This is a genomic window from Microbacterium sp. S1037 (genome assembly GCF_048381605.1).
Taxonomy (GTDB): Bacteria; Actinomycetota; Actinomycetes; order Actinomycetales; family Microbacteriaceae; genus Microbacterium; species Microbacterium testaceum_B.
Genome location: NZ_JBLWIG010000002.1, coordinates 260,878 through 272,214, shown reverse-complemented (window position 1 = coordinate 272,214; position 11,337 = coordinate 260,878). Strand labels below are relative to the sequence as shown.

The 11,337-nt window shown below is 69.7% G+C and carries 12 protein-coding genes; 6 read left to right on the top strand and 6 right to left on the bottom strand.

The features are described from left to right. Positions 1 to 12: 12 nt before the first annotated feature. The gene (locus tag ACMW4R_RS11995; protein WP_058613503.1) at positions 13 to 384 is read right to left on the bottom strand and encodes a twin-arginine translocase TatA/TatE family subunit; all 372 of its coding nucleotides are present in this window, start codon (positions 382 to 384) and stop codon (positions 13 to 15) included. A 71-nt stretch (positions 385 to 455) separates the two neighbouring features. Between ACMW4R_RS11995 and ACMW4R_RS11990 the strand changes: the two genes are divergently transcribed. Further along, entirely contained in the window at positions 456 to 1,094 is a 639-nt protein-coding gene (locus ACMW4R_RS11990; RefSeq protein WP_058598008.1) for an O-methyltransferase, read from the top strand. A gap of 99 nt (positions 1,095 to 1,193) precedes the next feature. On the opposite strand, the gene ACMW4R_RS11985 is transcribed toward ACMW4R_RS11990, so the two are convergent. The 3 genes from ACMW4R_RS11985 to dapE form a co-directional block, all read right to left on the bottom strand. Next, the gene (locus ACMW4R_RS11985) at positions 1,194 to 1,367 is read right to left on the bottom strand and encodes a DUF3117 domain-containing protein (RefSeq protein ID WP_013586186.1); all 174 of its coding nucleotides are present in this window, start codon (positions 1,365 to 1,367) and stop codon (positions 1,194 to 1,196) included. 93 nt (positions 1,368 to 1,460) lie between these two features. After that, the gene (locus tag ACMW4R_RS11980) at positions 1,461 to 2,684 is read right to left on the bottom strand and encodes a hypothetical protein (RefSeq protein ID WP_058626300.1); all 1,224 of its coding nucleotides are present in this window, start codon (positions 2,682 to 2,684) and stop codon (positions 1,461 to 1,463) included. Continuing rightward, on the bottom strand, positions 2,681 to 3,757 hold the full coding sequence (gene dapE, locus ACMW4R_RS11975; RefSeq protein ID WP_058598006.1) for a succinyl-diaminopimelate desuccinylase: 1,077 nt from the start codon (positions 3,755 to 3,757) through the stop codon (positions 2,681 to 2,683). Before dapE ends, ACMW4R_RS11980 begins: the two co-directional genes overlap by 4 nt. Before the next feature lie 44 nt (positions 3,758 to 3,801). On the opposite strand from dapE, the gene dapD reads away from it, so the two are divergent. Continuing rightward, on the top strand, positions 3,802 to 4,713 hold the full coding sequence (dapD, locus tag ACMW4R_RS11970; RefSeq protein WP_058626299.1) for a 2,3,4,5-tetrahydropyridine-2,6-dicarboxylate N-succinyltransferase: 912 nt from the start codon (positions 3,802 to 3,804) through the stop codon (positions 4,711 to 4,713). A 189-nt stretch (positions 4,714 to 4,902) separates the two neighbouring features. Here dapD and ACMW4R_RS11965 read toward each other — a convergent pair whose 3' ends face one another. Then, entirely contained in the window at positions 4,903 to 6,231 is a 1,329-nt protein-coding gene (locus ACMW4R_RS11965; protein ID WP_373426649.1) for a citrate synthase, read from the bottom strand. A gap of 245 nt (positions 6,232 to 6,476) precedes the next feature. Beyond that, positions 6,477 to 7,313 carry a helix-turn-helix domain-containing protein gene (locus ACMW4R_RS11960; protein WP_058613500.1) on the bottom strand — a complete coding sequence of 279 codons (837 nt, stop codon included), beginning with the start codon at positions 7,311 to 7,313 and terminating at the stop codon, positions 6,477 to 6,479. A gap of 83 nt (positions 7,314 to 7,396) precedes the next feature. Between ACMW4R_RS11960 and ACMW4R_RS11955 the strand changes: the two genes are divergently transcribed. The 4 genes from ACMW4R_RS11955 to ACMW4R_RS11940 are packed head-to-tail and all read left to right on the top strand — an operon-like array spanning position 7,397 to position 11,336. Further along, a complete protein-coding gene (locus tag ACMW4R_RS11955) occupies positions 7,397 to 8,452 on the top strand; it encodes an ABC transporter substrate-binding protein (protein ID WP_081317475.1) in 1,056 nt (351 codons plus the stop codon). A gap of 6 nt (positions 8,453 to 8,458) precedes the next feature. Then, positions 8,459 to 9,511 (top strand): FecCD family ABC transporter permease, encoded by a 1,053-nt coding sequence (locus ACMW4R_RS11950; protein WP_081318203.1) that lies wholly within the window; start codon positions 8,459 to 8,461, stop codon positions 9,509 to 9,511. Beyond that, the gene (locus ACMW4R_RS11945; RefSeq protein WP_058626298.1) at positions 9,508 to 10,536 is read left to right on the top strand and encodes a FecCD family ABC transporter permease; all 1,029 of its coding nucleotides are present in this window, start codon (positions 9,508 to 9,510) and stop codon (positions 10,534 to 10,536) included. Before ACMW4R_RS11950 ends, ACMW4R_RS11945 begins: the two co-directional genes overlap by 4 nt. After that, entirely contained in the window at positions 10,533 to 11,336 is an 804-nt protein-coding gene (locus ACMW4R_RS11940; RefSeq protein ID WP_058626297.1) for an ABC transporter ATP-binding protein, read from the top strand. The genes ACMW4R_RS11945 and ACMW4R_RS11940 overlap by 4 nt, the downstream gene beginning before the upstream one ends. The last annotated feature ends 1 nt before the right edge of the window (position 11,337 follow it).

The window sequence follows — 11,337 nt, the reverse complement described above, 5'->3', positions numbered from 1 at the left end:
GGGCGGCGGGTCTCAGGTGGACTCGTCGTCGAACGGGGGAACCGACCCGGGAACGAAGGGCGGCTTCTCGGGTGTGACACGCGCGGCGACGGCGGCGGCACCGGCGGCGCGCATCGTCGCCGTCGGGGTGTCGTCGAGGAGAGCTTCGCGGACGATGCGACGCGGGTCGTACTGACGCGGGTCGAGCTTGCGCCAGTCGACCTCGTCAAACTCCGGCCCCATCTCCTCGCGCATGCGCGATTTCGCTCCCTGCAGCGTCTCTTTCGCGCGACGGGTGAGCTTCGCGAGGGCTTCGGCGTACTTGGGGAGGCGCTCGGGGCCGATGACGAGTGCGGCGACCACACCGATCAGCATGAGCTTCTCGATGGTGAGCCCGAAGAACATGAGTTCAGATTACCCGCCGCGCCTCGGCCTCCGGCACGACCCCGCCCTCTAGCCTGGGCACGGAGGTCCAGGTGAGTGGTTACGAGGCGAACGAACGGTTCGTGCAGGAATCGACGGTGGAGCCGGAGCACATCGCCCGGGCTCGCGCGCACGCGCTCGAGCTGGGTGCCGCCCCGATCAGCCCCGCGGTCGGCGCGCAGACGGCGCTTCTCGCGGCCGCGACGCGCGCGCTGAACGTCGTCGAGGTCGGCACGGGCGGCGGCGTCTCGGGACTCTGGCTCTTGCACGGTTCTCCGCGCGCCACGCTGACCACCATCGACAGCGAGCCGGAGCATCTCGGAGCCGCGCGCGCGGCGTTCGCCGATGCGCGGATTCCTGCGGCGCGAGCACGCTTCATCACGGGCCGTGCGGCCGAAGTCCTCCCCCGCATGAACGAAGCGTCGTACGACATCGTCTTCATCGACGCCGACCCCGACGGCGTCATCGAGTACGTCGAGCACGGCCTGCGCCTCGTGCGCGCGGGCGGCACGGTGCTCATTCCACGCGTCCTCGCGGGCGGCGCCGTCGCCGATCCCGTTCGCCGCGACGCGGTGACGACGGCGTACCGCTCCCTCATCCAGGAGGTCCAGGCGTCACCCGCCGTCTTCGGAGCCCTGTCCACCACGGGCGAGGGCCTCTTGCAGCTGACGACCGTCTCGCCGACGTCCTGAGCGGGGCATGACCCCGCGGTTCACCCGCTGCACCGCGATAGTCACCCAACGAGAGAAGGCCGGCCCCGTCAGGGACCGGCCTTCTCTCGTGAAGTTCCGTCAGGATGCGTTGACGACACCACCGAGCACGTCGTGCAGTTCCTTCGCCTCGGCATCGTTCACCGAGACGACGAGTCGCCCGCCACCCTCGAGCGGCACGCGCACGATGATCAGCCGGCCCTCCTTCACGGCCTCCATCGGTCCGTCACCGGTTCGCGGCTTCATGGCTGCCATCGCGGCCCCCTTTTCGTCGTTGGTCTCCTGACAGTTTACCGGTAGCGCGCGTGGCGCGTCGTCCGACGCCACGCGGGGCGGCACGGCATCCGCTCAGGGGATCTGCCAGTAGGTGTTGGCCAGGGCGTACATGTTGTAGATCCACCACCACTGCCCGAGCAACGCCAGGGCGAGGACCCCGACGCGCCAGGCGGTGGAGCGAGGCACCGCGAGTGCTCCCCACAGGGGCGACACCGGCAGGAGCAACCGGAAGATGCTCGACTGCGGGAAGAACACCAGGAGCAGGTAGATGAGATAGCTGGCCGACCAGAGACGAACCTCGACACCGAGCCGTCTAACCGGACCGAGGAACCACAGCGCGAGAGAGACACCCACGACGAGGACCACCAGCGCGACGTAGCCGAGCCAGACCCCGAGTCCCCACTGGGTGAACCAGAACGCGGCGGCCTGCACCCACCCCTCGATCGGGACGAAATGCCCGCTCGCGTCGGTGATCCAGTTGCGGCGCCACGCGAGCTCCGTCGCGAGATACGCGCCCGCGTCGCCCGTGACCATCGCCGCGATCGTCTGCCACGCGAATCCGACGGCCACGCTGACGAGCCCGAGGGCGACGATGTGCACGACCTCGCGTCGCGGGAGCGGATCGCTGCGTCGCCGGACGAAACGATGGATGCCGTAGAGCGCGAGGAACAGCGCGAAGGCGAGGATTCCCGGGCGGGTGAACCCCATGGCGGGGACGAGGAGGTAAAGCCACCCCCATCGCCGTCGCTGCACGCAGCGGAGTGCCACGAAGAGGAGGAACAGGAAGAGCGATTCGGCGTACCCGACCTGGAACAGCGCGGCCAGGGGACCGGTAGCGAAGAAGACCACCGCCCAGGTGGCCGCCGCATCGCCCACACGGTCACGGAGAAGGGCATGCAGCGCCACGCTCGCGCCGTAACCGGCGAGGAGCGAGATCGTGACCGCCCCGGCACCCCAGGACCCCAGAAGAGCTCCCAGCCCCGCCGAGAGGTACGGGTACAGCGGAAGGAACGCCCACGCGTTCTCCGACACCGCACCCTCGGCGTTGACGGGCAGCACGGACGGATACCCCGACACGGCCGCGAGCCAGTACCACTGCGCGTCCCACCCCAGGGCGAGCTGTCCGAGCGACGGGTCGACGCCGTAGCGCGATGCCGGCCCCGACATCGCCGCCGCGATCAGGAAGAAGGCCGTCGTGACGACGCGCGCCGCGACGTAGATCAGGGCGATACGCCACGGCACGGGCAGACGAGCCCATCCCCGGACGGTTCTGGATGCCGCGACCTCGGTGGTCACGACCCGCTCAACCACGCTCGCAGGCCGTGCTCCACGGCGTCGATCTGCGCCACGGGAACGCGCTCCTCGTCGTGGTGCGCGAGGTGCGGATCGCCCGGACCGTAGTTGACGGCCGGGATGCCGAGCGCGGAGAACCGGGCGACGTCGGTCCAACCGTACTTCGGGCGGGGTGTCGCACCGACCGCGGCGACGAACTCCTGCGCGAGTGCCGCGTCCAAGCCCGGACGGGCGCCCTCGGCGACGTCGACGATCTCGACGTCGAAGCCGGTGAACACGTCGCGGACGACCCGTTCGGCGCCCGCAGCGTCGCGACTCGGGGCGAAGCGGTAGTTCACCTCGACCTCGCACGCGTCGGGGATCACGTTGCCCGCGACTCCCCCGGAGATCTTCACGGCGTTGAGGCCTTCGCGATAGAGCAGCCCCTCGACCTCGATCTCACGCGCGCGGTACTCGGCGAGGCGCGCGAGGATGGGGGCCGCTTTGTGGATCGCGTTCTCACCGATCCACGACCGAGCGCTGTGAGCGCGGACGCCGTCGGTTCGAATGACGGCGCGGAGCGTGCCGTTGCATCCCCCCTCGACCTCGCCGTTGCTGGGCTCCCCGAGGATCGCGAAGTCTCCGACGAAGAGATCCGGGCGGTTGCGAGAGAGTCGCCCCAGACCGTTCAGGGACGAGTCGACCTCCTCGTGGTCGTACCACATCCACGTGATGTCGACCGGGGGCGCGACGAGCTCTGCGGCGAGCTTGAGCTGCACCGCGACGCCCGCCTTCATGTCGACGGTCCCGCGGCCCCAGAGCACGGCTTCGCCGTCGACGTCGCGGTCCTCGACGGGGAGGTTGCGGTTGATGGGCACGGTGTCGATGTGCCCGGCGATCACCACCCGACGCGCGCGGCCGAAATCGGTGCGCGCGACGATCGTGTCCCCGTCGCGGATGACCTCGAGGTGGTCGTAGTCGGCGAGGGCGGCGGCGATGGCATCCGCGAGGGTCGTCTCGTCACCGGACACGCTCGGGATGTCGCAGATGGCGCGCGTGAGATCGAGCGAGGACGACGTGAGATCGAGCGAGGGCATGCCCCCGATCCTATCCAGCGCGGTGCCGCCGGTAGCCTGGAGCCGTGAGCAACGAACGACGTATCAGCGCTGCCGGACTCTCGACCATCGCCGAGGGAGGGACCGTGCTCGACGCGTGGTTCCCGAAGCCGTCCCTGGGCGGCGAGCCCGAGGTCTCGACCGATCTCGAGGCCCAGGCCGGGGCCGATGAGCGCCGCAATGTCCGTATCGAGACGGTGTCGCTGACCATCGACGCCGATGCGGCCCCGGCGTCCACGGTCGACGCCTATCTGCGCCTCCACGCGCTGTCGCACCTGCTCGTGCGCCCGAACGAGATCAACCTCGACGGCATCTTCGGGCACCTGCCCAACGTCGCGTGGACCAACGCAGGCCCGATCCACCCCGATGACGCGGCGCGCCTGCGTCCCGCGCTCCAGAGGCACGGCATCCAGATCCAGGGGCTCGACAAGTTCCCGCGCCTCACGGACTACGTGTCGCCCGCCGGCGTCCGCATCGCCGACGCCTCGCGTGTTCGCCTCGGTGCGCACCTCTCCCCCGGTACGACTGTGATGCACGAGGGCTTCGTGAACTTCAACGCCGGCACCCTCGGCTCCTCGATGATCGAAGGACGTGTCTCGCAAGGCGTGGTGATCGGCGACGGCACCGACATCGGCGGCGGAGCCTCGATCATGGGCACGCTCTCCGGGGGCGGGACCCACCGCGTCTCGATCGGCGCGCGCACGCTGCTCGGCGCCAACGCGGGCATCGGCATCTCGCTCGGCGACGACTGCGTCGTCGAGGCGGGCCTCTACGTCACGGCCGGCACGAAGGTGAAGGTCGGCGACGAGGTCGTGAAGGCGGGCGAACTGTCGGGGCGCAACGGCATCCTGTTCCGACGCAATTCGCTGACGGGCGCTGTCGAAGCGTCGGCGCGAGCGGGTGTCGGCGTGACGCTGAACGAGGCGCTGCACGCCTGAGCCGCGGCACTCCCCTCTCATAAACGCGATCCACGCGCAGAAACACGTTCTCCCCGTGTTTCTGTGCGTGGATCGCGTTTATGCGCGCGCTACCCGCGCTGGCCCCACACGCGCTGGCCCTCGCACGCCGGCCCTCACACGAAACGCCCCGCCCCTCCGAAGAGGGACGGGGCGTTTGCGGCAGCGGGATCAGCCGATGCCGGGGTAGTTGCGCTCGGCAGCCCCCGTGTAGAGCTGCTGCGGGCGGCCGATCTTGGTCTGCGGGTCGGTGATCGCCTCACGCCACTGCGCGAGCCAGCCCGGCAGACGACCGATCGCGAAGAGGACCGTGAACATGCGCGTGGGGAAACCCATCGCCTTGTAGATCACGCCGGTGTAGAAGTCGACGTTCGGGTACAGACGACGTTCCTTGAAGTAGTCGTCCTGCAGCGCGATCTGCTCGAGCTCCTTCGCGAGGTCGAGCAGCGGGTCGCTGACGCCGAGGGCTTCGAGAACCTCGTCGGCCGCTTCTTTCACGAGCTTGGCGCGCGGGTCGTAGTTCTTGTAGACCCGGTGGCCGAATCCCATGAGCTTGACGCCCTCTTCTTTATTCTTCACCCGCTCGACGAAGCGCTCGACGCTCTCGCCGGAGTCGCGGATGCGACCGAGCATCTGCAGCACGGCCTCATTGGCGCCACCGTGCAGCGGGCCGGACAGGGCCTGGATGCCGGCGGAGATCGACGCGAACTGGTTGGCACCGGTCGAGCCCACCAGACGCACCGTCGAGGTCGAGGCGTTCTGCTCGTGGTCGGCGTGCAGCATGAGCAGCAGGTCGAGGGCCTTGGTCATGACCGGGTTGACCTCGTAGATCTCGCTCAGCACACCGAAGTTGAGCTTGAGGAAGTTGTCGACGAAGCCGAGCGAGTTGTCGGGGTACAGGAAGGCCTGGCCGATGCTCTTCTTGTGCGCGTACGCCGCGATCACGGGAAGCTTGGCGAGCATGCGCACCGTGTTCAGCTCGACGTGCTCGGGGTTGTGCGGGTCCGACTCGGACTCGTAGTAGGTCGAGAGAGCCGCGGTGGCCGCAGAGAGCACCGACATGGGGTGCGCGGTCGGGGGCAGCGACGAGAAGAATCGCTTGAGGTCCTCGTGCAGGAGCGTGTGACGGCGGATGCGCTCGTCGAACGAGGCGAGTTCGGATGCCGACGGCAGTTCGCCGTAGATGAGCAGCCACGCGACCTCGAGGTAGGTGCTGTTCTTCGCGAGCTGCTCGATCGGGTACCCGCGATAGCGCAGGATGCCCTGGTCGCCATCGATGTAGGTGATGTCGGACTTCGTCGACGCGGTGTTCACGAAGCCGTAGTCGAGCGTCGTGTGGCCGGTCTGCTTCGTCAGCGACGCGATGTCGATGCTCGGGATGCCGTCGGTTCCCCGGAGCACCGGGAATTCGGCGGTGGTGCCCCCCACCGTGAGGGTGGCCTTGTCGTTCTGCGTTCCCGCGTCGCTCACCGCGCCTCCTTGCGATTTCTGGTCGCCCATTTGTTCGGCCACGGGGGCGGAGGCACCCGCGGTCTTCTCGACCGGTGGATGCCACGAGTGCGGCCTCACGGTCGACACGCGCTCGGAGGGATGCCCGAGCACAGTGCTTTTACAGCCTAGTAGGCCGTGGCACGTACAGATGACAACGCCAAAGGATGCCCCCATCGAATGGAGGGATCCTCCTCATCGCTCGCGACGATGCTCCCCGGCGTCGACGCGGGGCGCGACTGGTCCCGACGCGGGGGTCAGAGGTCGGCGGACCGTGAGCGGCCGACGTAGGCGGTGGGGGTCACTCCGAACCGCGCGCGAAAGGCCGAGATGAAGCTGCTGACCGAGTCGTAGCCGACGGACGGAGCGACGGCGTGCACGGGCTCACCCCCCTGCAGCAGGCCGACCGCGACGTGCAGACGCGCCCGCACACGCCATTCCCGGAAGGTCCAACCCGTGTCCGCGAGGAAGGCGCGTGCGATGGTCTTCGCGCTGACGCCCTCGCTCGCCGCCCAGGCGGCGAGTTCGCGATCGTCGTCGGGTGCGGCGAGCAGCGCGACAGCGATCGCGCGCGCACGGGGGTCGCGCGGCAGAGCGACGACCTCGCGCGAGACCGGGGCCTCGGCGACCAGGTCGTTGAGGAGCGCGTAGGCGGCTTGTCGACGCGCTGCGGACCGCCCATCGACCGAGAGATGACGCAGTAGTGCCCCGGCGAGGGGATCGAGCGTGAGAACGCGAGCCTGCGCCCAGCCCGAGGGGCTCGGTCGGTGTCGTTGATCCACGTACGCGCTGACGAGCTCCCCCGGTTCGGCGAAGCGCATCTCGTGCAGCACCCCGGTGGGGATCCACGCCGCGTGATCGCGACGGAGGTGCCAGCGATCGGATCCGACCGAGACCTCCATGGATCCGGATGCCATCCACGCGAGCTGATCCTCCTCGTGACGGTGCAACGCGAATTCGCTGCCGCCGTCGACGAATGTCGACGTGACCGCGAACTCGGCGAATGTCCACTGGCGAACACGCGGCGCGGAGAGAGCCGCATCCACGTGGTCCGCGTGTTCCCCAGGCGACATGACCGTGTCCTCGATCAGCACGTGGTGTCTCCTCACGACGATGGCGGGCAAAGTAAGGCAAGGCTAACCTAGCGGCGCCCGTACCCGTCTACCCGAGAGCCTCCATGTCCGTCACCCTGCACCGCTCCCGCCCCGCGCGTCTCGCCGCGCTCGGCACCGTCCTCGCCGTCACCGCCGCCCTGCTCGCCGGCTGTGGCGGCACCGCCACGGCTGTCGCGGAGAACGCGACCTATTCGACCGAGCCGAGCGACGCGTTCCCCGTCACCGTGACCCACCAGTTCGGCGAGACCACGGTAGAGGCGGAACCGCAGCGCGTCGTCGTCGTGGGCCTCACCGAGCAGGACATCCTGCTCGAACTCGGCACACCCCCGATCGCCACGACCGAGTGGTACGGGGAACAGCCCTACGCCGTCTGGCCGTGGGCGACCGATCTGCTCAACGGTGCCGAGCCCACCGTGCTGTCGGCCACCGACGGCTTCGAGTTCGAGAAGATCGCCTCGCTCGAGCCCGACCTCATCGTCGGCACGAACGCGAACATGACGGCCGACGACTACACCAAGCTCAGCGCGATCGCCCCCACGATCGCGAGCGTCCCCGGCAGCGAGCGCTACTTCTCCGACTGGAAGGGTCAGACCCGGCAGATCGCTCAGGCGATGGGGCGCAGCGCCGAGGGCGAGAAGCTCATCACCGGCATCGAAGAGCAGTACGCGGCGGCCGCGGCCGCCCACCCCGAGTTCGCCGGCAAGACGGCGTCGTTCTCGCAGGGCGGCCCGTGGGAGGGCAGCATCTACGTGTATCCCGACGGCCTGAACACCGACTTCCTCACCGACCTCGGCTTCGTGATCACCCCGGGGCTCGAGAAGTATGTTCAGCAGAAGGGCGCGCAGGCGCTCATCTCGGGCGAGAACATGTCGCTCATCGACGCCGACGTCATCGTCTTCGCCACCGAGAGCGCCGACTCGCTGCCTGCGCTGCTCGACTTCGGAACGACGCGGTCGCTGTCGGCGGTCACCGGAGGACGCGCTGTCTACACCGACGCCGAGCTCGCGGGCGCCATCTACTTCCTCACGCCGTTGAGCCAGAAGTACGTCATCGACAAGCTCGTCCCGCGCCTCGAGAAGGCCGTCGCCGGCACCTCCCCGCAGAGTGTCGAGGGCTGACCCGCGGTGATCTCGCCCCTCGCGGTCGCGTCGCGCCCTGCTGCGCGGCGCGACCGCCCCTCCGCCTCCCCTCGTCGCCGAGCCGCGGGTCTCGTCGTTGCCGTGATCGCCCTCGTCGTGGCGGCCGGCCTCAGCGTCGCGGTCGGCTCGAACGCCCTCTCCCCCGCCGAGATCTGGCATGCCCTGGCCACCCCCGACGGAGCGGTCACCGATCAGATCGTCCGTGACCTGCGCGTCCCCCGCACGATCGCCGCGGTCGTCGCCGGGGTCGCCCTCGGACTCGCCGGCGCGCTGATCCAGGCATTCACCCGGAATCCCCTCGGCGATCCCGGCATCCTGGGAGTGGATGCCGGCGCCGCCCTCTTCGTCGCGATCGGCGTCGTCCTGGGCGCGGTGACCGCCGTGCAGTTCCTCCCCTGGGCGTTCGGCGGCGCCCTCCTGGTCACCGTCGCCGTCTACGCGATCGGCGGGGCGGGACGCGGCGGGCCCGATCCCGTGCGGTTGACCCTGGCCGGAGTCGCCGTCGGAGCCGTGCTCATGGGCGTCACGAGCGCGATGATGCTCCTCGACCCGGTCACCTTCGCGCGCCTGCGGGGGTGGAACGCGGGTTCGTTCGTGGAACGCGGGTGGGACGTCATCCTCCCCGTCGTCCCTTTCGTCGGCTGCGGTGTCGTCGTGGCCCTCGCCTGCGCGCGGTCGCTCAACTCTCTCGGCCTCGGCGACGAACTCGCCTCCTCCCTCGGCACGAGACTCGTGCGCACCCGTGTGCTCTCGATCGCGGCCATCACCGTCCTCGCGGGATCGGCAACGGCGATCGCCGGTCCGATCGCCTTCGTCGGCCTCATGGCTCCGCACGTCGCGAGATGGATCGTCGGGCCGGACCAGAGGTGGATCCTCCCGTACACGATGGTGATCGCACCGACGGTGCTCCTCGTGTCCGATGTCATCGGTCGGGTGATCCTGTGGCCGAGCGAAGTGCCGGTGGGCATCGTCACCGCCTTCGTCGGAGCACCCGTGCTCATCGCGCTGGTGCGCCGGGCGAGAGCGAGCAGCCTGTGAGCCTCGTCATCCGCCGTGGGCCGGTGTCGCTGCGCTTCCGCGTGCGCACGCTCACGACGGGGGTCGTCGTCGCCGTGGTCGCGGCGATCCTCGCGGTCCTCGCCCTCTGTCTCGGTGATCTGCCCCTCACCCCTGCCCAGGTCGGGGGCGCCCTTCTCGGCGCTGACCACGGCTTCACGGCGACCGTCGTCCGCGAGTGGCGGCTTCCGCGCGTGCTCGCCGCTCTCGTCTTCGGCGCCGCTCTGGGCGTGTCGGGAGCGGTCTTCCAGTCGCTCACGAGGAACCCGCTCGCCAGCCCCGACGTCATCGGGCTGTCGGCCGGCTCCTACGCCGGCGGGTTGAGCGCGATCATTCTCTTCGGCGCGGCGGCGGGCAGTGGTCCCGTCTCCGCGGGGGCGATCGCGGGAGGCCTCGCCGCCGCGGCGCTGGTGTACGTGCTCGCCTACCGGCGCGGCATCCAGGGCTTCCGTCTGATCGTCGTCGGCATCGGCGTCTCGGCGATGCTCCAAGCACTCAGCACCTACCTCGTGCTGCGAGCCAAGATCGAAGTGGCGATGGTCGCCGCTGTGTGGGGCGCGGGCTCGCTGTCGCCGGTCGGATGGGGGCAGTTCCTCCCCGCCGCCGCGGTGATCACTGTCGCCCTCGTCGCCCTCGCCGTCTTCAGCGGCGCCCTCTCGCGTCTCGAGCTCGGCGACGACGCGGCGCGGGCGCTCGGCATCCGTGTCGAGAGGTCCCGGCTCGGTCTGGTCGTCTGCGCCGTCGCGCTGACCGCGGTGGTTACCGCGGCCGCCGGACCCATCGCTTTCGTCGCCCTCGCCGCACCGCAGATCGCACAGCGGCTGGCCCGGACAGCGGGCATCGCCCTCGTACCGTCGGCGCTCGTCGGGGCGGTCGTACTCCTGGCATCCGACATCGTCGCTCAGCACATGCTGCCCACGCCGCTTCCCGTGGGCCTGGTCACCGTCGTCGTCGGCGGCCTCTACCTCGTCTGGCTCCTCATCCACGAAACCCGGAGACGCGCATGACCGCTCCCGCCCGCCTCGCCGCTCATGATCTGACCATCGGCTACGACCGCCGCATCATCTCGGAGAAGCTGTCAGTCGCCATCCCCGACGGCTCCTTCACGGTGATCGTGGGCGCCAACGCGAGCGGAAAGTCCACGCTCCTGCGCGCTCTCGCCCGCCTTCTCACGCCGGTGTCGGGCGAGGTACGGCTCGACGAACGGCCGCTCGCGGAGTACCAACCCAAAGAGCTCGCGCGAGCCGTGGGCCTGCTCCCGCAGACGTCTCTCGCTCCCGACGGCATCACGGTCATCGACCTCGTGGCCCGCGGACGGTACCCCCACCAGGGGTTCCTGCGGCAGTGGTCCGTCGACGACGAGGCGGCGGTGAGGCAGGCTCTGGATGCCACCGGCACGGCGGATCTGTCGGGACGCCTCGTCGCGGAACTGTCGGGCGGCCAGCGCCAGCGGGTCTGGATCGCCATGGCGCTGGCGCAGCAGACGCCGATCCTCCTGCTCGACGAACCCACGACCTTCCTCGACATCGCCCACCAGATCGAGCTGATGGAGTTGCTGACCGACCTGAACGAGCAGGGGCGCACACTCGTGGCGGTGCTCCATGACCTGAACCAGGCGGCGCGATACGGGAGCCACCTCATCGCCGTGAAAGACGGGCGGATCGTCGCCGAAGGCGCCCCGGCCGACATCGTGACGGCCGAGATGGTCGAGGACGTCTTCGGCCTGCGCTGCGTGGTGACCCCCGACCCGGTCTCGGGGACGCCCGCGGTCTCGGCCCTCGGTCGAGACAGGGCCGTCCGACCGTGAG